Below are 22,647 nucleotides of genomic sequence, written 5' to 3'. Positions count from 1 at the left end.
GATTCGAGTTGGAGGCGGTTCGGCCGATCAAAGCTCGCCGGCGGCTTCCGTCGGCGCGGAGGCGATGCCTTCGAAACCGTAGGCGCCCTTGAGCGCGGCCCAGCCCTCCTCGGCGGTCTCGACGAACTTGAACAGGTGCACGTCGTCGGGCGCGATCATGCCGGTCTCGATGAGCAGGTCGAAGTCGATCAGGCGCTTCCAGAACGCCGCGCCGAACAGCAGGATGGGCCGTGCGCGCGACTTGCCGGTCTGGATCAGCGTGAGCACCTCGAACAGCTCGTCGAGCGTGCCGAAGCCGCCTGGGAAGCACGCGAGCGCGACGGCGCGCATCAGGAAGTGCATCTTGCGCAGCGCGAAGTAGTGGAACTGGAAGCACAGCTCCGGCGTGATGTACGGGTTGGGCTGCTGCTCGTGCGGCAGCACGATGTTCAGCCCGATGCTCTTGCCGCCCGACTCGAACGCGCCGCGGTTGCCGGCCTCCATGATGCCGGGCCCGCCGCCGGTGACCACGTGGATGGGCGTCGCGAGATGGCGCGTGCCCGTCGTGACCATCGCGGCGAAGCGGCGCGCCTCGACGTAGTGCTGGCTCATCGCGACGGCGCTCTCGGCGCGCCTGATCGCGAGCGCGTCGCCGCTCTTGCGCGCCGCGGCCAGCAGCTCCTGCGCGACCTCGGGCGGCTTGATGCGCGCGCTGCCGAACAGCACGATGGTCGACTCGATGCCCAGCCTGGCCTGCACCATCTCCGGCTTCATCAGCTCGAGCTGCACGCGCACCGGGCGCAGTTCCTCCTGCAGCAGGAAGTCGATGTCGGTGAACGCGAGGTGGTAGGCGCTGCCGGGGCCGTCGTACAACGAGGGCGGCTTGGTCTTGGCGGCGTCTTCGCCGGCGCTGCGGAAGTTGCGTGCTTTCAAGGGGCGATGCTTCATGGCCGGCAGCTTAACGCAGCGATCCTGCGCGGACGCGTCACGCGCGCGGGCGCGACGCGCACACCGGGCACGCGAGGTCGCGCGCGACGCGGATGGTCGTCCAGCCCATGTCGCGCGCGTCCAGCATCTGCAGCCGGCCGGCGAGCGACGTGCCGATGCCCGCGACGAGCTTCAGCGCCTCCGCGGCCTGCATCGAGCCGACGATGCCCACCAGCGGCGCGAACACGCCCATCGTCGCGCAGCGCACCTCGGGCGGCGCGCTCGCGGGCGGGAAGACGCAGGCGTAGCAGGGCGACTCGGGGTCGCGCGTGTCCCAGACGGACAACTGGCCGTCGAACGAGATCGCCGCGCCCGCCACCAGCGGCACCCGCGCCGCGACGCACGCGGCGTTGACGGCCTGGCGCGTGGCGAAGTTGTCGCTGCAGTCGAGCACGACGTCCGCGTCGGCCACCAGCCCGGACAGCGCCGCGGCGTCGACACGCCGTGCGATCGCGACGACGTCGAGATCGGGTGCGATCGCCAGCACGGCCGCGCGCGCCGACTCGACCTTCAATTGGTCGATACGGTCATGGGTATGCGCGATCTGGCGCTGCAGGTTGGTCAGGTCGACCACGTCGTCGTCGACGAGCGTGAGCCGCCCGATGCCGGCGCTGCCGAGATAGAGCGCCACCGGCGAGCCGAGCCCGCCGGCGCCGATCACGAGGGCGCGCGCGTCGCGGATGCGCTGCTGCCCCTCGATGCCGATCTCGTCGAGCAGGATGTGGCGCGAGTAGCGCAGCAGGTCGTCGTCGGTCATGGCGCGTCCGCAAACGACAACGCCGGCGAGGTGCGCGCGAACGCGCCCCTTGGCCGGCGTCGACGCAGCATCACTGCGTCGCGGTGTCTTCGGGCTTGCGTTCCGTGGCGGTCTTGCTGACCATCACCGGCTGGCCGCGCAGGCGGTTGAGTGCCTGGTTCAGCTGGAAGTCTTCCGCCGAGCCGAATTCCGGCAGCGGCTTGAGCGGCTTGTTGTTGTTCTTGGCCAGCTCGGCCTCGAGCTTGGTGCGCTGTTCGTCGCGCTCCTTCTCGCGCTCCGCGTCCTTCTTCTCGTCGCCGTTGATCAGGTGCTTGTCCAGGTCGGCCTCGCGGGTGCGCAGCGCGGAGTAGACGTTGCCGTCGGCGGTCTCGTCGAGCCACACCTCGGGCACGATGCCCTTGGCCTGGATCGAGCGGCCGCTCGGCGTGTAGTAGCGCGCCGTGGTGATCTTGACGGCGGTGTCGCCCGGCAGCGGCATCACGGTCTGCACCGAGCCCTTGCCGAACGACTGCGCGCCCATCAGCGTGCCGCGGTGGTAGTCCTGCAGCGCGCCGGCGACGATCTCGCTGGCCGACGCCGAGCCTTCGTTGATCAGCACCACCAGCGGCACCGTCTTGATGGCCGCGGGCAGGCGCTTGAGCGGGTCGCTGCCGCCGCGGCGCAGGTAGTCGTCGGGATCGGCCTTGAAGGTCTGCTTGGACTCGCTGATCTGGCCGTTGGTCTTGACCACCACCGATTCGGCCGGCAGGAAGGCCGACGCGATGCCCACGGCGCCCTCGAGCAGGCCGCCCGGGTCGTTGCGCAGGTCGAGCACGAAGCCCTTGATCTTCGGATCCTTCTTGTACATGTCCTCGACCTTGGCGGCGAAGTCTTCCACCGTGCGGTCCTGGAACTGGTTGACGCGCACCCAGGCGTAGCCGTCGATGTCCTTGGCCTTGACGCTCTGCACGTGGATTTCCTCGCGCGTGATCGTCACCGGGAACGTGCGGCTGTCTTCCTTGCGGAAGATGGTCAGCATCACCTTGGAGCCCGGGTCGCCGCGCATCTTCTTCACGGCCTGGTCCATCGTCAGGCCCTTGACCTGCGTGTCGTCGATCTTGGTGATGAGGTCGTTCGGCTTCAGGCCGGCGCGGAAGGCGGGCGAGCCCTCGATCGGCGAGACGATCTTGACCAGGCCGTCCTCCATGCCGATCTCGATGCCCACGCCGACGAAGCGGCCCGACGTGCCTTCCCGGAATTCCTTGTACGACTTCTTGTCGAAGTACTGCGAATGCGGATCGAGGCCGGCGACCATGCCGGTGATGGCATCCGAAATCAGCTTCTTCTCGTCCACCGGTTCGACGTAGTCGGCCTTGATGCGTTCGAACACGTCGGTCAGGCGCTGGATGTCCTCGAGCGGCAGCGATGCGAGCGAATTGCGCGCGGTGGCCTGCAGCTGCATCGTCGTCAATGCGCCGGCGACCGCGCCGAGGGCCAGCAGCCCCGCCACCTTGAATTTCGAACCCATGTCTGTCTTCGCCCCGATTCCAACGACGTACCGGCGTCGTCACCATGGCGACGTCGTACGGCTGTAAGTATAGAACTGCGGCTCCTGTAGAGCGCGTTCCCGCATGCCTGAAACTCGTGCAATTTCTCGGGCATCGGCAAGCCGTGGACCCCGCGTCCTCGTCCGGCTCGGGCCGCCGCCCTTGATACACTGGCTCACTGCGCGGCTGTAGCTCAGTGGATAGAGCATCTCCCTCCTAAGGAGAGGGTCGCAGGTTCGATTCCTGCCAGCCGCACCAGCTTGCCTGTTTATCGGCATCTGGGCGTTCAGAGTTCACGGCTCCGCTGCAAGTTCCGTGCGAGTTGCCCTTGAAATGCCCTGACAGCCGAGTGGGCCGACGGGTCTTTTCATCTGGCAGGAGCCTTGTGCGCTTGGCGAACAATGGCAAGGGGCCCGGTGCGGCCGAGCTGGAAACCTCACAAGTGGGCGTCCGCCCACTTGCCCAACATTTGTCCACGGCCGGCATCGCCGAAACGGTACAATTGGCCTTGAAATCGCTGGGTTGACGCGGTGTTCCTAGGGACTTCCGCAGGCCTCCAACTTGTCCACAAACGATGCACCCAGGCCTGTGCATAACTTGTGGACGAATTTTCATGTTGGAGACGTGCAACGCCACAAAAACCCAGCAAAGACGCGGTTTCCACCGGGGTGCTTTTGGCTACAATGAAAGCCCAACAAGCAGTTGCCATACGATTTTGTTGGAAGGCGCGTCTCTCTTTGGACGTGCCTTTTTTTTAGTCTCGACGCAGGGCCATTGAAGCTTTTCAGGGCCCCTCGCGGCACCCCCTGCCGCGAGTCCGCGACGACACGGCAAGCGCGTCAAGAACCTTGCGCCTGACCGTTCGAACGACCCTCATGGATCACATCAGAAACTTCTCGATCATTGCCCACATCGACCACGGCAAGAGCACGCTGGCCGACCGGATCATCCAGCGTTGCGGCGGCCTGTCGGACCGCGAGATGGAAGCACAGGTGCTCGATTCGATGGACCTCGAGCGCGAGCGCGGCATCACGATCAAGGCGCAGACCGCGGCGCTGCAATACACGGCGCGCGACGGCAAGATCTACAACCTCAACCTGATCGACACGCCGGGGCACGTCGACTTCTCGTACGAAGTCAGCCGCTCGTTGTCGGCGTGCGAGGGCGCGCTGCTGGTGGTCGATGCCAGCCAGGGCGTCGAGGCGCAGACCGTCGCCAACTGCTACACGGCGCTCGAGCTCCACGTCGAGGTCGTGCCCGTCCTCAACAAGATGGACCTGCCGTCCGCCGATCCCGACAACGCCCGTGCGGAGATCGAGGACGTCATCGGCATCGACGCGACCCGCGCGATCCCGTGCTCGGCCAAGACCGGCATGGGCATCGACGACATCCTCGAGGCCGTCATCGAGCGCATGCCGGCGCCCAAGGGCAACGCCGACGGGCCGCCGCGCGCGATGATCATCGACGCCTGGTTCGACAACTACGTCGGCGTCGTGATGCTGGTGCGCGTGGTCGACGGCCGCATCGGCAAGGGCGAGCGCATCCGCCTGATGGCCACCGACTCGGTCTACGGCATCGAGCACCTCGGCGTGTTCACGCCCAAGAGCGAGAACCGCGACGCGCTGCTGGCCGGCGAGGTCGGCTTCGTGATCTGCGGCATCAAGGAACTCGCCGCCGCCAAGGTCGGCGACACCATCACGCTGGAAAAGAAGCTGCCCAACAACGCGGGCCCGGCCAGCGAGGCGCTGCCCGGCTTCAAGGAGATCCAGCCGCAGGTCTTCGCCGGCCTCTATCCGACCGAGGCGAGCGAGTACGACCAGCTGCGCGACGCGCTGGAGAAGTTGAAGCTCAACGACAGCTCGCTGCGCTACGAGCCCGAGGTGTCGCAGGCGCTCGGCTTCGGCTTCCGCTGCGGCTTCCTGGGCCTGCTGCACATGGAGATCGTGCAGGAGCGCCTGGAGCGCGAGTTCGACCAGGACCTGGTGACCACCGCGCCCAGCGTGGTCTACGAGGTGGAGCTCAACGACGGCACGGTCAACGAGGTCGAGAACCCCAGCCGCATGCCCGACCAGGGCCGCATCCGCGAGATCCGCGAGCCCATCGTCACGGTGCACCTGTACATGCCGCAGGATTACGTCGGCGTCGTCATGACGCTGTGCAACCAGAAGCGCGGCGTGCAGCTGAACATGGCCTACCACGGCAAGCAGGTGATGCTCACCTACGAACTGCCGCTGGCCGAGATCGTGCTGGACTTCTTCGACAAGCTCAAGAGCGTGTCGCGCGGCTACGCATCGATGGACTACGAGTTCAAGGAATACCGCGCGGCCGACGTCGTCAAGGTCGACATCATGATCAACGGCGAGAAGGTCGATCCGCTGTCGATGATCGTGCACCGCTCGCAGAGCCAGTTCCGCGGCCGCGGCGTGGCGGCGAAGATGCGCGAGCAGATCCCGCGCCAGCAATACGACGTCGCGATCCAGGCGGCGATCGGTGCGAACATCATCGCCCGCGAGAACATCAAGGCCCTGCGCAAGAACGTGCTGGCAAAATGCTACGGCGGGGACGTTTCCCGCAAGAAGAAGCTGCTCGAAAAACAAAAGGCGGGCAAGAAGCGCATGAAGCAGATCGGCTCCGTCGAAGTGCCTCAGGAAGCTTTCCTCGCCATCCTCCAAGTGGACGACTGAATCGATGAGTGCATTGACCGGCGCGCTGTATGCCGCCTTGGTGATCTATCTCGGCGGCTGGCTGATGGACAAGTGGATCGGCAACTTCGCGTTGCTGCTGCTGCTCCTGACGCTCGTCACCTTCGCTTACTGGCTCGCCGAGCGCCTGTACTTCGCGCCCCGGCGCCGCCAGGCCGCCGCGCTGTACGAGACGCAGGAGGCCGCGCGGCGCGCCGAGCTGACGCGCCAGGGCATCAAGGTGGACGGCGACGTCGACGACGTCAAGGGCCGCCTGCTGATCCAGCCGTGGTGGCTGGACTGGACCGCGGGCCTGTTCCCGGTCATCGCCGTCGTCTTCGTGCTGCGCAGCTTCCTGTTCGAGCCGTTCAAGATCCCGTCGGGCTCGATGATCCCGACGCTGCAGGTCGGCGACCTGATCCTCGTCAACAAGTTCCACTACGGCATCCGGCTGCCGGTGATCAACAAGAAGATCATCGCCAACCACGACCCGCAGCGCGGCGACGTGATGGTGTTCCACTACCCGATCGACCCGCGCGTCGACTACATCAAGCGCGTGGTGGGCCTGCCGGGCGACGAGGTCTCGTACCTGAACAAGCAGCTGAAGATCAACGGCCAGCCTGTTCCCGTCAAGCCCGAGCCCGACTACTACGTCGACGAGCGCCGCCAGTACGAGCAGGCCTTCGAGGAAGACCTGACGGGGGTCAAGCACCAGATCCTCACCAAGGCCGATTCGCCGGCCGGCGTGCAGCCGTTCAACGGCTTCCCGTTCAAGGACAACTGCCAGTACAGTGCCGAAGGCGTGGTCTGCCGCGTGCCGCCGAACAGCTACTTCATGATGGGCGACCATCGCGACGACTCGCAGGATTCGCGCTACTGGGGCTTCGTGCCCGACGAGAACATCGTCGGCAAGGCCTTCTTCGTCTGGATGAACTTCAACGATCTGAGCCGCATCGGCTCGTTCCATTGATCCGGCGCCGGCCGCGCGCCGGCGCGCTGAACCAAGGGCCCACTTCATGATCCCGTCCCGGCTTCCCACGCGCCAGCGCGGCGCCTCCATCGTCAGCATGCTGATCCTGGCGATCGTCGTCGGCTTCCTCATGCTGATGGCGGCGCGGGTGTTCCCCTCGGTCAACGAGTACCTCACGATCCGCAAGGCGATCTCGCAGATCATGAAGGACAACCCGGCCAGCGCGGCCGATATCCGTGGCAAGTTCGAGAAGACCATCGAGGTCGAATACTCGATCAAGACGATCGGCGCGAAGGACCTGAACATCCAGCCGGTCGGCGACACCGGCAACTTCCGTACTTCGTACGCCTACAACGTCGAGATTCCCATCTTCGATCCGACCGTCTTCATCCTGGTGAAGTATTCGGGCTCCGCCACCTCCGGCGGATTCAAGGGGCCCTGAGGCTGAACATGTCCGGCAACGCGTCGTCAACGCCCGCCCGCGGGGCGGCGCTGGTCGAGCAACGGCTCGGCTACCAGTTCGCCGAACGCGCGTTGTTCGAGCGCGCACTCACGCACCGCAGCTTCGGCGCGGACCACAACGAGCGCCTCGAGTTCCTGGGCGACGCCGTCCTGAACCTGGCCGTCTCGCGCCTGCTGTTCGACCGCTTCTCCGGCTCGGACGAAGGCGACCTCACGCGCGTGCGCGCCCACCTCGTGCGCGAGGACAGCCTGCACAAGGTCGCGCTCGTGCTTGGCCTGCCGGATGCGCTGAAGCTGTCCGACGGCGAGGCGCGCGGCGGCGGCGCGACGCGGCCGTCCATCCTCGCCGACGCGGTGGAGGCGCTGATCGGCGCCGTCAGCATCGACGGCGGCTTCGAGGCGGCGCAGGCGCTGGTCAAGCGGCTGTTCGGCGAGACCATCATGTCGACGACCACCGACAACTGGCGCAAGGACGCCAAGACGGAGCTGCAGGAATGGCTGCAGGCGCGGCACGTGCCGGTGCCGGCCTACCGCATCGTCGCCACGCGCGGACAGGCGCACGCGCAGACCTTCGAGGTCGAGTGCGACGTCCCCTCGCTGCAGTGGCGCGCCACGGGCGTCGGCAAGTCGCGCCGCGCCGCGGAACAGGCGTCCGCGCAGCAACTGCTCGATCGAATCAAGGCCGGCGAACTCGACGTGCCCATCCGCAAAGGACATCCCGGTGCCTGACATCAAACCTCCCCACGACTCGTCCGACGAGCTGCCCGAAGACGAGTTGCCCGAGGGCAGCGAGGACTCCGAGAACCTGCCCGAGGACTTCGCCGACGACGGCGACGAGGACATGATCGAGACGCCGCTCAGCGAGGCCGCGATCGCGGCGATGCTGTCGGCGTCGGTCGACGAGCACGGCGAGAAGAAGCGCTGCGGGCTCGTGGCCATCGTCGGCCGTCCCAACGTCGGCAAGTCGACGCTGCTGAACGCGCTGGTCGGCCAGAAGATCAGCATCACGTCCAACAAGGCCCAGACCACGCGCCACCGCATCACCGGCGTGCGCAGCGAGGGCGCGGCGCAGTTCGTCTTCGTCGACACGCCCGGCTACCAGACCAAGCACTCGGCGGCGCTCAACAAGTCGCTGAACAAGACGGTGGTGTCGGTGCTGACGGACGTCGACATCGTGCTGTTCATGGTCGAGGCCGGCAAGTTCGGCGCGGACGACGCCAAGGCGCTGCAGCTGATGCCCAAGGGCAAGCCGGTGATCCTGATCCCGAACAAGCTCGACGAGGTGCATCGCCGCAGCGACCTGCTGCCGTGGCTGAAGTCCATGCAGGACAAGTTCGCGTTCGCCGAGTTCTTCCCGATGTCGGCCTACTCGACCAACGACATCGAGCGCCTGCTGGGCGTGCTCAAGCCCTACCTGCCGGAGCAGCCGTGGTTCTACGACGCGGAAATGCTCACCGACCGCAGCGAGCGCTTCCTGGTCAGCGAGGTCATCCGCGAGAAGCTGTTCCGCCTGACGGGCGACGAGCTGCCGTACAACGTGACGGTGGTGATCGACCAGTTCGCCGAGGAAGGCACGATGCGCCGCATCGCCGCGACCATCATCGTCGAGCGCGACGCGCACAAGGGCATGGTGATCGGCGCCAAGGGCCAGCAGCTCAAGCGCATCGCCTCGGAGTCGCGCCAGGAGCTCGAGCGCCTGCTCGAGGCCAAGGTGTTCCTCGAGGTGTGGGTCAAGGTTCGTTCCGGCTGGGCGGATTCCGAAGAGCATCTGCGCTCGTACGGCTACGAGTAGCGTGCCCACCGCTCGCCGCGTCACCGCGCCGCTCGACGCCTACGTGCTCCATCGCTACGACTGGAGCGAGACCAGCCTGATCCTCGACCTGTTCACGCGCAGCAAGGGCCGCGTGACCGTGGCCGCCAAGGGCGCGAAGCGGCCGTACTCGCAGCTGCGCAGCGTGCTGCTGCCGTTCCAGCGGCTGTCGGCCGTGATCGGCAAGCAGGCCGAGGAGGCGCAGTCCGACGTCGTCACGCTGCGCAGCGCCGAGTGGGCCGGTGTCGACGCCACGCCCGTGCTGCCGCCGGCGCGCCTGTTCGCGGGCTTCTACCTCAACGAGCTGCTGATGAAGCTGCTCGCGCGCGGCGACGCGCATCCGTTGCTGTTCGACGCCTACGCCGCGACGCTGCGCAGCCTGGCGACGTCCGACGACTTTGCCGAGCAGATCGGCCTGCGCGCGTTCGAGCTGGTGCTGCTGAAGGCGATCGGCCTGCTGCCCGAGCTCGACCGCGTCACCGCGACGCAGCAGCGCCTGCAGCCCGAGGCGGACTACCAATGGCTGGGCGATCGCGGCGTCGTCGACGCCGACCCGCACCTGCCGGCCGCCCGGTTGCCCGGTGGCGACCTGCTGGAGATCGACGCCGCGCTGCGCGACAACAACCTCGGCGCGCTGCACGTGGCCTGCGCGACGCGGCTCGATCGCCTGAAGCCGGTGTTGCGGTCGCTGGTTCACTATCATCTCGGTTCGCCGTCGCTCAGGACGCGCGACGTCATGCGAGATGCCCGTCAGTTGATCGGCGGTCGCTGAACAAGAAAGAGTCCCGATGAACCCGCTCGTCGCTCCCGAACAGATCGTCCGCCCGCATCGCTGCGCGCTGTCGGTCAACGTCAACAAGGTGGCCCACCTGCGCAACACGCGGCACCTGGGCATCCCCAGCGTCGCTCGCGCGGCCACGCTGTGCCTGCAGGCGGGCGCGCAGGGCATCACGGTGCATCCGCGCCCCGACGAGCGCCACATCCGCGCCGGCGACGTCATGGAGCTCGCGGCCTTGCTCAAGCAGTGGCCCGAGGCCCAGTACAACATCGAGGGCAATCCGACGCAGAACCTGATGGCCTTCATCCGCGACGTGCGTCCGCACCAGGCCACGTTCGTGCCGGACAGCGAGGACCAGTTCACCTCGGACCATGGCTGGGACGTCGCCAAGGACGCCGACCGCCTGCGTCCGCTGATCGAGGAATGCCACGGGCTCGGCGTGCGCGTCAGCCTGTTCATGGATCCCCTCCCCGAGGCGATGGCTGCGGTGCGCGAACTCGGCGCCGACCGCATCGAGCTCTACACCGAAACCTACGCCAGCGCGCACGGCACGCCGCGCCAGGCCGAGGTGCTCGCGCAGTTCACGCGCACGGCCGAGGCTGCGCTGGCGCTCGGGCTGGGCATCAACGCCGGCCACGACCTGAACCTGGCCAACCTCACCGACTTCATCCGCGCCGTCCCCGGCGTCGACGAGGTCTCGATCGGCCACGCGCTGATCGCCGACGCGCTCGAATACGGCCTGGGCGATACGGTGCACCGGTATCTGCGCGCGATCGTCGATGCCGGGGCTGCGGAGTCATTGGCGTGATCTACGGCATCGGCACCGACCTGTGCGACGTGCGCCGCATCGCGGCCACGCTGGCGCGCAAGAGCGACCGCTTCGCCGAGAAGGTGTTGGGCCCCGACGAGCTGAAGGTCTTCCACGCGCGGCGCGCCAAGGTCGAGAGCCGCGGCATCCGCTTCCTCGCGACGCGCTTCTCGGCCAAGGAGGCGTTCTCCAAGGCCGTGGGCATGGGCCTGCACATGCCCATGACCTGGCGCAGTTGCGAGATCCTCAACGAACGCTCCGGCAAGCCCTACATCCGCCTGCACGGCGAGCTGGCGGCCTGGTTCGCCCAGCGCAACCTGGTGGCGCACGTGACCGTCACCGACGAGACCGACTACGTGGCTTCGTTCGTGGTCGTCGAGACCGCCGCCACCTTTCCTGCCACAGCTCTCCAACCCTGAACACCCCGATGGCCAGCAAGATCAAGAAGACCGCCAAGACGCCCAAGCTCTCCGGCGAAGCCCGCATCGTCGAGCAATTCAAGGAGCCGCTGGACTTCGTCGCCGACGCGCGTTTCGACGACCACGCGCCCGTCATCCTCGACGTCGCCGGAACCAGGCTGAACGCCGATGACCGGCGCCGCCTCGCGCATCCGCTGACGGGCGGCGCGATCCTGTTCGGGCGCAACTGGGTCAACCGGCAGCAGGTCACCGAACTCGTCGCCGAGATGAAGGCGATCCGGCCCGACCTGCTCGTGTGCGTCGATCACGAGGGCGGCCGCGTGCAGCGCTTCCGCACCGACGGCTTCACGCACCTGCCGGCGATGGATGCCTACGGCAAGCGCTGGATGGACGACGGCACCGGTGCCGCGGGCGACGGCGCGATGGCCGCCACCGACGCGGCCACCGCCGCCGGTTTCGTGATGGCCGCGGAGTTGCGCTCGTGCGGCGTCGACCTCAGCTTCGCGCCGGTGCTCGACCTGCACTTCGGCCACAGCGTCGTCATCGGGGACCGCTCGTTCCACCGCGACGCCCGCATCGTCACGCTGCTGGCCAAGAGCCTGATGCTGGGCATGCGCCAGGCCGGCATGGCCAACTGCGGCAAGCATTTCCCCGGCCACGGCCACGTCGCCGCCGACAGCCACGTCGACATCCCCGTCGACCCGCGTCCGCTGTCGGAGATCCTGCTGGACGACGCGCGGCCCTACGAGTGGCTGTCGACCTCGCTGGCCAGCGTGATGCCGGCGCACGTCGTCTATCCGGATGTCGACGACAAGCCGGCGGGCTTCTCGCCCAGGTGGCTGCAGGACATCCTGCGCGCCCGCCTCGGCTTCACCGGCGCGATCTTCAGCGACGACCTGAGCATGGCCGGCGCGCGCACGCTGGCCGGCCGCACGCTGGGCTACGCCGAGGCCGCCGCGCTGGCGATGAACGCCGGCTGCGATCTCGTGCTGCTGTGCAACCAGAGCGTGGGCAAGGGCAAGCCGCTGGACGACCTGCTGGACGGCCTGGTCAAGGCGCGCGCGGACGGCACCTGGCTGCCGGATGCCGCGTGCGAGCGGCGCCGCCTGGACCTGGTGCCGCAGACCGAGCCGCTGGCCTGGGACGACCTGATGCGCGACGCGGCCTACCTGCGCGCACTCGATCGGCTGTAAGAAGCTAGATCCTGCGGAAGACGACGACGACGGCCAGCACCACGACGCCGAAGATCAGGAAGCGCCAGGCCGACAGCGTCTGCAGCCAGCTCGTCTCGCCCAGGCCCGACCAGACCTGCACCTGAACGTGGGCGATGCTGACGTTCCTGGCGTCGACCAGGCTCAGCATCGGCGCGACGGTCTTGTCGCGGTCGAAGCGCGACGGGGCCGCGACGCCGGTCATCGTGACGTGCTCGCCGGCCTTGACGTCGAACGCCGACAGCCCGTGCATCAGGCCCTGGCGGTTCGAGTTGTCCTCGTATTTCCAGCCCGCCTTCCACGTGGTGACGACGTCGCCCGCGGCCTTGGCCGTGCCGTCCACCGAGACGACGATCGTGTACGGGTTGGTCGTCGAGTTGGCGACGAAGGTGTCGCCCAGCCAGTCGGCCGTGTCGCCGAACATCACGCTGTTCTGCGAGCCGTGCGGGGTGGCCGCCAGGGTGGCCAGCAGCGCCGCGAACTTGTCGATCTGCGACGGCGACAGCACCACGTCGGCCACCAGCGTCTTGCCGTACTTGCCCGGCTTGGCCGGCAGTTGGGCCGCGGCCTGGCCGACGGCGAGGGCGAACAGCGAGGCAAGGGCGAGGCGCAGCCAGCGGGCGCGGATCAGCGAGGCGAAATTCATCGATGTCGAGCAGGAAGTTTGCGGAACTTTACCTGCCGCATCGCGCGACGCGCCGGGCATGTCCTGGGAAGCTCGTCGGACCGTGCGATGCGTCGCACTTTCGCAGCGGGTGGCCCGCCGGAAATGAAAAAGCCGCGAGCCCTCGCGGGTCGCGGCTTCGATGGCGCGGGTTCGGTCAGCTCGTCGCGGGCCGGCCGGTCACGCACTTGTTCTGCTCGCAGCGCGCGCCCGGGTCGGCCAGCATGAAGCAGGGCGACACCTGGTGCGACGCGCGCGCCGCCTGCGCCGCGAGCTCGCGCTCGTGCTGGGCCAGCGCCTCGACCGTCGCGGTGGGGACGGTCTTGCTCGAGTACGCGCGGTAGCCGGTCGGGCCGCCGCAGGCCTTGGAGCCGACCGCCACCGAATGGCACTCGGTGTCGGCCGTGCAGGACGCGGCGTTGTTCAACGTCGTGTCCAGCTGGGCATCGACCGCCGCGAGTTCGCCGGAGGCCGGCGGCGCCTTGGTGGCGGGCGTGCTGACCTGCTGGATCATCGGCGGCGGCGGCACGTGGGCGGTGGAGACCGCCGGCTGCGAGGCGGCCAGCGCGGCGCCGCCCTGCGTCGAACCCACGGGCACCGTGTCGACATCCTTGCAGGCGGCCAGCGCCAGCAGCAGCGCGGCAGCGAGGCCGGCGGCCCCTGGCGCACGCGCCCTCGCGTTGAACGGAAGGCGACGGGCGGGCAGGGTGGGCAGGCAATTCACAGATAGACCTCCGGCCGATGGCCTCCGTTGCGAGCGCCTTCCGGCGGCCGGGCGGCGCTCATGCCTTATTCCGGCAAGCCGGACGCCTGCGCCGCGGGCGTGTCGAACGGCAGCTTGATCTGGCTGAGATCCTTGCGGGTCTCGACCAGCACCAGCGGGCCTTCGTCGACCACGACCACCGGCGGACGCTCGCGCGGCACGTGCGCGGGCTTCGGCGCGTTGGCGATGGCCTCCTGGGCCGCGCGCACGCTGTCGGCGTTCGAGTGCACCCACTCCAGGCCGGCCGAACCCGCGAGCGAGTTCAGGTCGGCGATGGGCAGGTCGAACTTCGGCACGACCGGCGCCACCGGGGCGACGGGCGCGGCCACGGGCGCAGGCGCCGGTGCCGGCGTCGGCGCCGCGAAGGCACGCGACTCGAACGGCACGGCGACGCGCGCGGGCGCCTCGTCGGCCTCGGCGGCTTCGGCGGCTTCAGCGGCTTCGGCCGGGGCCGGCACTTCCGAGCGCGCGCCACGATCGCCGCGTTCGCGGCGCGGGGCGACGTCGTCGGCCAGCGCGGGCGCGAGTGCGGGCTCGGCGACGCCGGCCGCCTCGGTCAGCGCGGCATTGCCGGGCAGGCCTTCGGTGGCGGTCTCGCCGCTGGTGTCGCCGACGCCGTCCTCGCGGCGCGGGCCGCGGTTGCGATCGCGTCCGCGGCCACGGCGGCGCACGCCGCCTTCGCCGTCGGCCTGCTGCTCGCCTTCGGCCGGGGCGGCGCCTTCGGCACCTTCGACCGCCGGCTCGCCTTCGGCACGGGCTTCGCCGTTCTCGCCGTCGACGCCGGCTTCGGCGGACGCCTCGTCACGGCCACGACCGCCACGACGACGGCGGCGGCGACGGCCGTCGCGCTCGCCGTCGGCCGCGGGCGTGCCGTCGCCGGAGACTGCGCCCTCGAGCATCTCGGCTCCGGGTGCGACATCGCTCAGCTCGCCTTGCGCGCCGAGTTCGCCGAAGGTCTGCGGCTCGGTGCCCTCGACCGGCTGCAGCGGCGCGGGGGCCGGACGGCGGTTGCCGCGCTCGCCACGCTCGCTGCGGTCACGTTGCGGTGCGGCCTCGGCCGTCATGCCCTCGGCGCCATCGACCTGCGCCGGACGATCCTCGCGCGGGCCGCGCTCGCGGCGACCGCCTTCGCGGCCACCCTCACGCGGAGCGCCGTCGACGCGCGGCTCGCCACGGCGACCGCCGCGGCCTTCCGGACGCGCCTCGCCGTTCTCGGCGACGGTCTCGCGCGGACGCTCGCTGCGATCGCCACGTTCATTGCGGCGCGACTCGTCGCGCGGCGGACGGCCTTCGCCGGACTTGCGTTCGCCGCCGCGGCCTTCCGCGCCTCGGCTGCCGCGATCGCCACGGCCTTCGCCGCCACGTTCGCCGTTGCGGCCACCGCGACGCTTGTCGTCACGGCCGCGGCCATCGCGGGACTCGCCGCTGCGCGCGGCAGCCGGCGCGGCGGTCGCGGGCGTCGGGGCCGGTGCGGCCACCGGCGCGGGGGCAGGCGCCGCGCCGAACAGGCTCTTGATCCAGCCGAAGAAACCACCGGCGGCGGGCGCCGGGGCGGGCGCAGGTGCGGGACGCGGCGCGCGCGCGGCCGGAGCGGCTTGCGCGACCGGGGCAGGCGTCGGCGCGGGAGCCGGGGCCGGCGGGGCCGGCTGGTCGGGCAGCACGCCCTTGATGACCGGCTCCTGCTTGGCCTTGGCCTTGTCGCGGCGCGTGATCGAGACCTCGTCCTGCGGCTCCTCGATCATCGTGTAGCTGGCCTGCAGGTTCTCCAGGCGGGCGTCGTCGTGGCGCAGGCGCTCGAGCTTGTAGTTCGGCGTCTCGAGGTGCTTGTTGGGCACCAGCAGCACGGTGGTGCGCTGCTTCAGCTCGATCTTGGTGATCTCGCTGCGCTTCTCGTTGAGCAGGAAGGACGTCACTTCCACCGGCACCTGCACGTGCACGGCGGCCGTGTTTTCCTTCATCGACTCTTCCTGGATGATGCGCAGGATCTGCAGAGCCGACGACTCGGTGTCGCGGATGTGGCCCGTGCCGTTGCAGCGCGGGCAGGTGATGTGGCTGCCTTCGCTCAGCGCCGGGCGCAGGCGCTGGCGGCTCAGTTCGAGCAGCCCGAACTTGCTGATCGACGAGAACTGCACGCGGGCGCGGTCGAAGCGCAGCGCGTCGCGCAGGCGTTGCTCGACCTCGCGGCGGTTCTTCGACTCTTCCATGTCGATGAAGTCGACGACGATGAGGCCGCCGAGGTCGCGCAGGCGCATCTGGCGCGCGATCTCGTCCGCGGCTTCCAGGTTCGTGCGCGTCGCGGTTTCCTCGATGTCGCCGCCGCGCGTGGCGCGGGCGGAGTTGACGTCGATGGAGACGAGCGCCTCGGTGTGGTCGATCACGATCGCGCCGCCGGCCGGCAGGTTGACCGTGCGCGAGAACGCGGTCTCGATCTGGTGCTCGATCTGGAAGCGGCTGAACAGCGCCGCGTCGTCGCGGTAGCGCTTCACGCGATTGGCCGTCTCCGGCATCACGTGGTTCATGAACTGCTGCGCCTGCTCGAAGATGTCGTCCGTGTCGATCAGGATCTCGCCGATGTCGGCGGTGAAGTAATCGCGGATGGCGCGGATGACCAGCGACGATTCCTGGTAGATCAGGAACGCGCCCTTGCCCGACTTGGAGGCGCCGTCGATGGCGTCCCACAGCTTGAGCATGTAGTTCAGGTCCCACTGCAGCTCGGGCGCGCTGCGGCCGATGCCGGCGGTGCGCGCGATCAGGCTCATGCCCTTGGGGTACTCGAGCTGGTCGAGGTTTTCCTTCAGCTCCTCGCGATCCTCTCCCTCGATGCGACGGCTGACGCCGCCGCCGCGCGGGTTGTTGGGCATCAGCACGAGATAGCGGCCGGCCAGCGAGACGAACGTGGTCAGCGCCGCGCCCTTGTTGCCGCGCTCTTCCTTCTCGACCTGCACCAGCAGTTCCTGGCCGTCGCGGATGGCGTCCTGGATGCGGGCGGACTTGACGTCGACGCCCTCGCGGAAATACTGGCGCGAGATTTCCTTGAACGGCAGGAAACCGTGGCGATCCTCGCCGTAATCGACGAAACAGGCTTCGAGCGACGGCTCGACGCGCGTCACGACCGCCTTGTAGATATTGCCCTTGCGCTGTTCGCGCCCTTCGATCTCGTTTTCGAAATCGAGCAGTTTCTGTCCGTCGACGATGGCCAGCCGGCGTTCTTCCGGCTGGGTCGCGTTGATCAGCATGCGTTTCACGTGCACTCCTTCTTCGCCCCGCGCGGCGGATAGGCCGGCGCGGGACTGTCGTCCCACTGCGCTCCATGCAGGCCGCTGTCGACAGGGCCTGCGGAGCGCGCTAACGATGCACGAGAAACGACGACTGAACCGATGGAAGGAACCGCCCTGGACTGCCCGCCGGGCCTCGAAGAGGCGGTCGGCACGGGCAGCGTTGGCGCTTGGGTGTCAGGCTTTGCCCTCGCGGTGCCGGGCGCCGGATGTTTCCCGAAGGCCACCTGCGGTCACGGCGGACGCCGCTCCTGCAGGTCCACGCACCGCGAGACCGTCGAGCCGGAGCGAGGGCAGGGCGGTGGCGGCGGCGCGGCGCATCGAAGCGCCGGGCAGCGGCCAGGGCCGTCCGAACTCGCCCGCGTGGCGGGACAGGATGAGGTGGGGGTGGGAAACGAACGCCATGCGTTGCGATTGCAAAGGATCTGACACCGGCCGCCAGCTGTCGCTCCCGTCGGGGAACAGCGTCTGGCAACCTTGGAAAACCTTTATCTCCAGCCTGCGTCGAATGCAGGTCGGTTCATTAGTCGTTGCTCTTCCGCGTCTTTGCATTCGGCCGCCGGGCCACTTCGTGGTCACCGGCCTGTCGAGGCGCCGAGCGCGTTGCATCACCTGATTTGCCCAGCATCTTTCGATACTTGGCGCCACGGCAGCGCAAACCGTTGTCGGGTTTTAAAGGGCCGACCCGCGGATTACCCGGGTAAACTCTGAAAAATCAAGAACTTATGTCGCTAACGTGGTCCGGCCAATTATAGAGGCGAAACGCAAGCCGGCTCAAACCGGGGCTCGCGGCGCCAATAAATCAAAGCAGGCGGGACAAGCCAAGGCCGGCCCGGCCGCCGTCGCCAAGCCGCGCCAGCGGCCTGCCGCGAGCGCCGCGCGCGTCACGCCTGCGCCGGTGCCGCCGCCCGTCGTGGAGGCGGCGCCGGCCGTTCGCACCGTCACGGTCGACGCCGAGTTCGAAGGGCAGCGCCTCGACAACTTCCTGCTGCGCGAACTCAAGGGCGTGCCCAAGACACACGTCTACCGCATCATCCGCTCGGGCGAGGTGCGCGTGAACAAGGGCCGGGCGTCGGCCGACACCAAGCTCGCCGGCGGCGACCTGGTGCGCGTGCCGCCGGTGCGCATGTCCGCGCCCGCGCTGCCCGCCGACGCGGCGCCGCCGCGCGAGTTCCCGATCCTGTTCGAGGACGAGCACCTGATCGCGATCGACAAGCCGTCCGGCACCGCCGTCCATGGCGGCTCGGGCGTCAGCTTCGGCGTCATCGAGCAGCTGCGGCGCGCGCGGCCGCAGCAGAAGTACCTGGAGCTGGTGCATCGCCTGGACCGCGAGACCTCCGGCATCCTGCTGCTGGCCAAGAAGCGCAGCGCGCTCCTCGCCCTGCAGGAGCAGTTCCGTGCCCGCGAGACGGGCAAGACCTACGCCGCGCTGGTGGTGGGCCGCTGGCCGGCGAAGCTCAAGGTGATCGACGTCGCGCTGCACAAGACGGAGGACGGCGGCGGCGAGCGCCGCGTCTACCCGGTGGCCGACGACCATCCCGATGGCCAGCGCTCGATCTCGCTGGTGCGCATCGCGCAGCAGTTCGTCGACACCGCGCTGCTGGACGTCACCATCAAGACCGGCCGCACGCACCAGATCCGCGTCCACCTGCAGCATTCCGGGCACGTGATCGTCGGCGACGACAAGTACGGCGACTTCGCCCTCAACAAGCGCTACGCGCGCGGCGAGGCGGTGACAGGCGTGCGCTTCGAGCGCATGTTCCTGCACGCCCGCCAGCTCGCCTTCGACCATCCCGCCACCGGCGAGCGCCTCGAGCTCGTCGCGCCGCTGCCGCCCGAATGCGCGGCGCTCGTGGCCGCCCTCGCGAAACAGACATGACCGACTCCCCCGACCGCCCGCGCCGCTTCGACCTCGTCGTCTTCGACTGGGACGGCACGCTGTTCGATTCCACCGCGCTGATCGTGCACAGCATTCAGGCCGCCTGCCGCGACCTCGGCCTGCCGGTGCCCGACGACGAGCGCGCGTCGTGGGTCATCGGCCTGAGCCTGCGCTCGGCGATGGAGCACGCGGTGCCGTCCATCACGCAGGAGCAGATCCCCCAGATGGTCGACCGCTACCGCTTCCACTACCTGGCGCGCCAGCACGACCTGACGCTGTTCCCCGGCGTGCTGGAGATGCTGCACGCGCTGAAGAAGCGCCACCACTGGCTCGCCGTCGCCACGGGCAAGAGCCGCGCGGGGCTGGACGAGGCGTTGCACACGGTCGAGCTGAAAGGCCTGTTCGACGGCACGCGCACCGCCGACGAGACGCGCTCCAAGCCCGACCCGCTGATGCTCAACGAGCTGATGCGCCAGTTCGGCGTCGACCCCGACCGCACGCTGATGATCGGCGACACCACGCACGACCTGCAGCTGGCGGCCAACGCCGGCACGCCCAGCATCGCGGTGGCCTACGGCGCGCACCCTTCGTCGGAATTCGCGACGCATTCGCCGCTGATCGTCGCCCACGGCGTCGGCGAGCTGGCGGCGTGGCTCGAACAACATGCCTGACCTGCCGGACGCCGCGTTGCCGCTGTGCGCGAGCACCGAGCTGGCGGAGTCCGGCAAGGCGCACGTGTTCGACGTGCTGCTGTGGCGCCGCCCGGCGCGCGCGTTCGCGCTGCGCTTCGAGGGCCGCGTCGTCGCCTACCTGAACCGCTGCGCGCACGTGCCGACGGAGATGGACTGGCGCCCCGGCGAGTTCCTCGACGACGAACGCCGCTTCATCGTCTGCTCGATGCACGGCGCGGTCTACGAGCCCACCAACGGCCGCTGCATCGCCGGCCCGTGCGCGGGCGCGCGCCTGATGCCGGTCGACGTCGTCGAGCGCGACGGCCAGGTTTATTGGACCCCCAGCGCGGACATTCGCCCCGTCGTGTTCGACAATCCCGCCTAAACCAAGCGACTCCCCATGACCAACGAATTCGAACCCACGCAGACGCCGCCGTTGCCGGAAGGCGCGCCCGCGCCGACGCCGGTGCCCGCGCCCGCGACGCTCAACGTCAACGCCGACCTGTCGCGCCTGGAGCTGGTGCTGGCGCAGGTCACCGGCGAGCTGATGCGCGACCGGCGCAACGAGCGCCGCTGGCGGCTCGCCGGGCGCATGGCCTGGTTCTTCCTCGCGCTGGCGATCGTGTGGGGGCTGGTGTCGTCGCAGCGCACCGGCAAGGCGAGCACGCCCAACGGGCCGCACACGGCGCTGGTGGAGATCCGCGGCGAGATCGCGTCCGAAGGCGAGGCGAGCGCCGAGAACGTCATCTCCGCGCTGCGCAGCGCGTTCGAGGAGAAGAACGCCGTCGCGGTCGTGATGCGCATCAACTCGCCCGGCGGCAGCCCGGTGCAGGCCGGCATCGTCTATGACGAGATCAAGCGGCTCAAGGCGCTGCACCACAAGAAGATCTACGCGGTGTGCGAGGAAGTCTGTGCGTCCGGCGCGTACTACATGGCGGTGGGCGCCGACGAGATCTTCGTCGACAAGGCCAGCATCGTCGGCTCCATCGGCGTGCTGATGGACGGTTTCGGCTTCACCGGCACGATGGAGAAGCTGGGCGTCGAGCGACGCCTGATCACCGCGGGCGCCAACAAGGGCATGCTCGATCCGTTCTCGCCGCTCAAGCCCGAGCAGCGCGCGCTGGCACAGGCGATGATCGACCAGATCCACCAGCAGTTCATCGGCGTCGTCAAGGAGGGTCGCGGCGCGCGCCTGCACGAGACGCCCGACACCTTCTCCGGCCTGTTCTGGAACGGCGAGGACGCCGTCAAGCAGGGCCTGGCCGACCACTTCGGCACGCTCGACTCCGTCGCCCGCGACGTGGTCAAGGCCGAGGACGTGATCGACTACACGCTGCAGGAGAACGTGGCCGAACGCCTCGCGAAGCGCTTCGGCGCGTCGATCGGCGCCGGCGCCGTCCACGAGCTCGAGGCGCCCGTGCTGCGCCGCTGAGGCGACGGCCCCCGGCGTCCACAAATGCGCGCCTGGCGGCGTTTTCGAACGCCGCCCGTCCCGTTTCGGCGGCGCGCGCGTGTAACGTTCCTGATGCGCGAGCTCAAGACGGCGGCTGGAGTGCCGATGTTCGTCTGAGCGTCGCTCCCCGACCCACCGTCACCCGCCATGCATGCTCGCGTTCTTCGTCGCCTGCTGATCGTCCTGCTCGCCCTCACCGGCATCGCGCTGCTATGGAACGAGTTCGGCATGACCACGACGATGGTGATCGACGTGCATTCGCCGTACCAGGTCGTCGCGCTCGACGACCGCGACAACCCGGGCGGCCGGAGCACGGCGAGCACCAGCCACGCCGGCAGCGTGCTGGGCCTGGACTGCGACCTGCGCACCGGCTACGAATGGCCGTTCTGCGAGCTGCAGGTGGAGTTCGCCAAGGCGCCCAGGGGCATCGACCTGAGCCGCTACGATTCGCTGCGCCTGTGGGTCACGGCCTCCGGCCCGGAGCCGCAGCAGCGCGTGCGCGTCTACATGCGCAACTTCGACGCGGCGTATTCGAAGCCCGGCGTCGCCGAGTCGCAGAAGGTCAACCAGCTGACCTACGAGCCGTCCGTCTATCCGCGAGGCTACGAAGTGCCGCTGAGCCGCCTCACCGTCGCGCAATGGTGGATCGACGAACATCCGATGACGCTCGACCTGGAAGCGCCCGACTTCCGCAACGTCACGGGGATCGCCTTCTCCACCGGCCCGCGGGTCGAGCCGGGGCTGCACACGATCCACGTCGAACGCATCGAGCTGACCGGCAAGCTGATCTCGACGTCGACCTTCCGCCTGGGCGTCATCGTCGCGTGGATGGTATCGGTGATCGTCTGGCTCGTCGTCGACGGACTGCTCAAGCGCAACCAGCTGCGCCTGTCCGCCGCGAGCCAGCATTCGCTGCAGCGCCTCAACGAATCGCTGCGCCTGGAGACGCGCAGCCTGGCGGAGATCGCGCGCACCGATCCGCTCACCGGCGCGCTCAACCGCAAGGGCCTCGCCGACGAGCTGATGCGCATCGTGCGCCTCGGCGAAGGCCAGACCTTCCCGATGACGCTCGTGTTCATCGACATCGACCACTTCAAGCGCGTCAACGACACGCTGGGCCACGACACCGGCGACCAGGTGATCCGCGGCCTGGCCCAGCTCGTGCGCTCGGCCGTGCAGCGCGACGACCTGTTCGCGCGCTGGGGCGGCGAGGAATTCCTGCTCGTCTTCCGCGACACCCCCGGCGACAAGGGCCGCGTCATCGCCGAGCGGCTGCGCGAGCGCATCGCCACCGCGACCTGGCCCGAGGGCCTGCACGTGACCTGCAGCTTCGGCGTGGCCGAATGGCATCGCGGCGAGGACCTGAACGAGGGCATCAAGCGCGCCGACGAGGCGATGTACCGCGCCAAGCAGGAAGGCCGCGACCGGGTCGAGATCGAACTCGAGGATGACAGCCCGGGCTCGCTCCGCTCGCCGCCCCCGAGGGACTCAGCCGGCTCGCTCCGGGCGGCCGAGCGCTCGCCGGCCGGGCACGAGCATGGCTGATGGTCGACC

The 22,647-nt window shown here is 68.9% G+C and carries 20 protein-coding genes and 1 tRNA gene; 15 read left to right on the top strand and 6 right to left on the bottom strand.

All coding sequences use genetic code 11. The features are described 5' to 3' along the window. Positions 1-27: 27 nt before the first annotated feature. The 3 genes from LPC04_RS03600 to LPC04_RS03590 all read right to left on the bottom strand — a co-directional run bounded on the left by LPC04_RS03600 (position 28) and on the right by LPC04_RS03590 (position 3,230). Complete coding sequence (locus LPC04_RS03600) at positions 28-927, bottom strand: LOG family protein (RefSeq protein ID WP_275680810.1); 900 nt, start codon at positions 925-927, stop codon at positions 28-30. Positions 928-964: 37 nt separating this feature from the next. Next, a complete protein-coding gene (locus tag LPC04_RS03595; protein ID WP_275680809.1) occupies positions 965-1,723 on the bottom strand; it encodes a HesA/MoeB/ThiF family protein in 759 nt (252 codons plus the stop codon). A gap of 70 nt (positions 1,724-1,793) precedes the next feature. Beyond that, positions 1,794-3,230, bottom strand: a complete 1,437-nt coding sequence (locus LPC04_RS03590; RefSeq protein WP_275680808.1) for a S41 family peptidase — start codon at positions 3,228-3,230, stop codon at positions 1,794-1,796. A 201-nt stretch (positions 3,231-3,431) separates the two neighbouring features. Between LPC04_RS03590 and LPC04_RS03585 the strand changes: the two genes are divergently transcribed. The 10 genes from LPC04_RS03585 (at position 3,432) to nagZ (ending at position 12,370) form a co-directional block, all read left to right on the top strand. Beyond that, positions 3,432-3,507 (top strand) — tRNA-Arg (locus LPC04_RS03585). A 617-nt stretch (positions 3,508-4,124) separates the two neighbouring features. Then, complete coding sequence (gene lepA / locus LPC04_RS03580) at positions 4,125-5,933, top strand: translation elongation factor 4 (protein ID WP_275680807.1); 1,809 nt, start codon at positions 4,125-4,127, stop codon at positions 5,931-5,933. A 4-nt stretch (positions 5,934-5,937) separates the two neighbouring features. Continuing rightward, positions 5,938-6,900 (top strand): signal peptidase I, encoded by a 963-nt coding sequence (lepB, locus tag LPC04_RS03575; RefSeq protein WP_275680806.1) that lies wholly within the window; start codon positions 5,938-5,940, stop codon positions 6,898-6,900. Positions 6,901-6,946: 46 nt separating this feature from the next. Further along, a complete protein-coding gene (locus LPC04_RS03570) occupies positions 6,947-7,342 on the top strand; it encodes a DUF4845 domain-containing protein (protein ID WP_275680805.1) in 396 nt (131 codons plus the stop codon). An 8-nt stretch (positions 7,343-7,350) separates the two neighbouring features. Continuing rightward, positions 7,351-8,091: a ribonuclease III gene (gene rnc, locus LPC04_RS03565; RefSeq protein ID WP_275680804.1), complete on the top strand. Its 741-nt coding sequence runs from the start codon at positions 7,351-7,353 to the stop codon at positions 8,089-8,091. 151 nt (positions 8,092-8,242) lie between these two features. Beyond that, positions 8,243-9,154: a GTPase Era gene (gene era / locus LPC04_RS03560; RefSeq protein WP_275681915.1), complete on the top strand. Its 912-nt coding sequence runs from the start codon at positions 8,243-8,245 to the stop codon at positions 9,152-9,154. Position 9,155: 1 nt separating this feature from the next. Continuing rightward, positions 9,156-9,944, top strand: coding sequence for a DNA repair protein RecO (gene recO / locus LPC04_RS03555; protein ID WP_275680803.1), 789 nt, complete (start codon positions 9,156-9,158; stop codon positions 9,942-9,944). A gap of 16 nt (positions 9,945-9,960) precedes the next feature. Next, positions 9,961-10,758, top strand: coding sequence for a pyridoxine 5'-phosphate synthase (locus LPC04_RS03550; protein ID WP_275680802.1), 798 nt, complete (start codon positions 9,961-9,963; stop codon positions 10,756-10,758). Further along, positions 10,755-11,177 (top strand): holo-ACP synthase, encoded by a 423-nt coding sequence (gene acpS / locus LPC04_RS03545; RefSeq protein ID WP_275680801.1) that lies wholly within the window; start codon positions 10,755-10,757, stop codon positions 11,175-11,177. Before LPC04_RS03550 ends, acpS begins: the two co-directional genes overlap by 4 nt. Before the next feature lie 8 nt (positions 11,178-11,185). Then, positions 11,186-12,370: a beta-N-acetylhexosaminidase gene (gene nagZ / locus LPC04_RS03540; protein WP_275680800.1), complete on the top strand. Its 1,185-nt coding sequence runs from the start codon at positions 11,186-11,188 to the stop codon at positions 12,368-12,370. A gap of 4 nt (positions 12,371-12,374) precedes the next feature. Here nagZ and LPC04_RS03535 read toward each other — a convergent pair whose 3' ends face one another. The 3 genes from LPC04_RS03535 to LPC04_RS03525 all read right to left on the bottom strand — a co-directional run bounded on the left by LPC04_RS03535 (position 12,375) and on the right by LPC04_RS03525 (position 17,060). Beyond that, positions 12,375-13,034, bottom strand: a complete 660-nt coding sequence (locus tag LPC04_RS03535) for a hypothetical protein (RefSeq protein WP_275680799.1) — start codon at positions 13,032-13,034, stop codon at positions 12,375-12,377. A gap of 175 nt (positions 13,035-13,209) precedes the next feature. After that, positions 13,210-13,776, bottom strand: coding sequence for a hypothetical protein (locus LPC04_RS03530; RefSeq protein ID WP_275680798.1), 567 nt, complete (start codon positions 13,774-13,776; stop codon positions 13,210-13,212). A 65-nt stretch (positions 13,777-13,841) separates the two neighbouring features. Then, positions 13,842-17,060 carry a ribonuclease E/G gene (locus tag LPC04_RS03525; protein WP_275680797.1) on the bottom strand — a complete coding sequence of 1,073 codons (3,219 nt, stop codon included), beginning with the start codon at positions 17,058-17,060 and terminating at the stop codon, positions 13,842-13,844. A 928-nt stretch (positions 17,061-17,988) separates the two neighbouring features. Between LPC04_RS03525 and LPC04_RS03520 the strand changes: the two genes are divergently transcribed. From LPC04_RS03520 to LPC04_RS03500, 5 genes are all read left to right on the top strand, one after another. Continuing rightward, on the top strand, positions 17,989-18,969 hold the full coding sequence (locus LPC04_RS03520; protein ID WP_275680796.1) for an RluA family pseudouridine synthase: 981 nt from the start codon (positions 17,989-17,991) through the stop codon (positions 18,967-18,969). Beyond that, entirely contained in the window at positions 18,966-19,640 is a 675-nt protein-coding gene (locus tag LPC04_RS03515) for an HAD-IA family hydrolase (protein WP_275680795.1), read from the top strand. Before LPC04_RS03520 ends, LPC04_RS03515 begins: the two co-directional genes overlap by 4 nt. Continuing rightward, positions 19,633-20,025 (top strand): Rieske (2Fe-2S) protein, encoded by a 393-nt coding sequence (locus LPC04_RS03510; RefSeq protein WP_275680794.1) that lies wholly within the window; start codon positions 19,633-19,635, stop codon positions 20,023-20,025. The genes LPC04_RS03515 and LPC04_RS03510 overlap by 8 nt, the downstream gene beginning before the upstream one ends. A gap of 15 nt (positions 20,026-20,040) precedes the next feature. Further along, complete coding sequence (locus LPC04_RS03505; RefSeq protein WP_275680793.1) at positions 20,041-21,072, top strand: S49 family peptidase; 1,032 nt, start codon at positions 20,041-20,043, stop codon at positions 21,070-21,072. A gap of 168 nt (positions 21,073-21,240) precedes the next feature. Then, positions 21,241-22,638, top strand: a complete 1,398-nt coding sequence (locus LPC04_RS03500) for a GGDEF domain-containing protein (protein ID WP_275680792.1) — start codon at positions 21,241-21,243, stop codon at positions 22,636-22,638. Positions 22,639-22,647 lie beyond the last annotated feature (9 nt).

The sequence above is a fragment of the Scleromatobacter humisilvae genome (genome assembly GCF_023231945.1).
Classification (GTDB): domain Bacteria; phylum Pseudomonadota; class Gammaproteobacteria; order Burkholderiales; family Burkholderiaceae_C; genus Scleromatobacter; species Scleromatobacter humisilvae.
This window is presented reverse-complemented; position numbering and strand designations above follow the sequence as displayed.

What these genes read in the sequence shown, in the direction of transcription:
- LPC04_RS03600 (WP_275680810.1), bottom strand. Translation starts at nt 927, where the DNA reads ATGAAGCATCGCCCCTTGAAAGCACGCAACTTCCGCAGCGCCGGCGAA.
- LPC04_RS03595 (WP_275680809.1), bottom strand. Translation starts at nt 1,723, where the DNA reads ATGACCGACGACGACCTGCTGCGCTACTCGCGCCACATCCTGCTCGAC.
- LPC04_RS03590 (WP_275680808.1), bottom strand. Translation starts at nt 3,230, where the DNA reads ATGGGTTCGAAATTCAAGGTGGCGGGGCTGCTGGCCCTCGGCGCGGTC.
- lepA (WP_275680807.1), top strand. Translation starts at nt 4,125, where the DNA reads ATGGATCACATCAGAAACTTCTCGATCATTGCCCACATCGACCACGGC.
- lepB (WP_275680806.1), top strand. Translation starts at nt 5,938, where the DNA reads ATGAGTGCATTGACCGGCGCGCTGTATGCCGCCTTGGTGATCTATCTC.
- LPC04_RS03570 (WP_275680805.1), top strand. Translation starts at nt 6,947, where the DNA reads ATGATCCCGTCCCGGCTTCCCACGCGCCAGCGCGGCGCCTCCATCGTC.
- rnc (WP_275680804.1), top strand. Translation starts at nt 7,351, where the DNA reads ATGTCCGGCAACGCGTCGTCAACGCCCGCCCGCGGGGCGGCGCTGGTC.
- era (WP_275681915.1), top strand. Translation starts at nt 8,243, where the DNA reads ATGCTGTCGGCGTCGGTCGACGAGCACGGCGAGAAGAAGCGCTGCGGG.
- LPC04_RS03550 (WP_275680802.1), top strand. Translation starts at nt 9,961, where the DNA reads ATGAACCCGCTCGTCGCTCCCGAACAGATCGTCCGCCCGCATCGCTGC.
- nagZ (WP_275680800.1), top strand. Translation starts at nt 11,186, where the DNA reads ATGGCCAGCAAGATCAAGAAGACCGCCAAGACGCCCAAGCTCTCCGGC.
- LPC04_RS03535 (WP_275680799.1), bottom strand. Translation starts at nt 13,034, where the DNA reads ATGAATTTCGCCTCGCTGATCCGCGCCCGCTGGCTGCGCCTCGCCCTT.
- LPC04_RS03515 (WP_275680795.1), top strand. Translation starts at nt 18,966, where the DNA reads ATGACCGACTCCCCCGACCGCCCGCGCCGCTTCGACCTCGTCGTCTTC.
- LPC04_RS03510 (WP_275680794.1), top strand. Translation starts at nt 19,633, where the DNA reads ATGCCTGACCTGCCGGACGCCGCGTTGCCGCTGTGCGCGAGCACCGAG.
- LPC04_RS03505 (WP_275680793.1), top strand. Translation starts at nt 20,041, where the DNA reads ATGACCAACGAATTCGAACCCACGCAGACGCCGCCGTTGCCGGAAGGC.
- LPC04_RS03500 (WP_275680792.1), top strand. Translation starts at nt 21,241, where the DNA reads ATGCATGCTCGCGTTCTTCGTCGCCTGCTGATCGTCCTGCTCGCCCTC.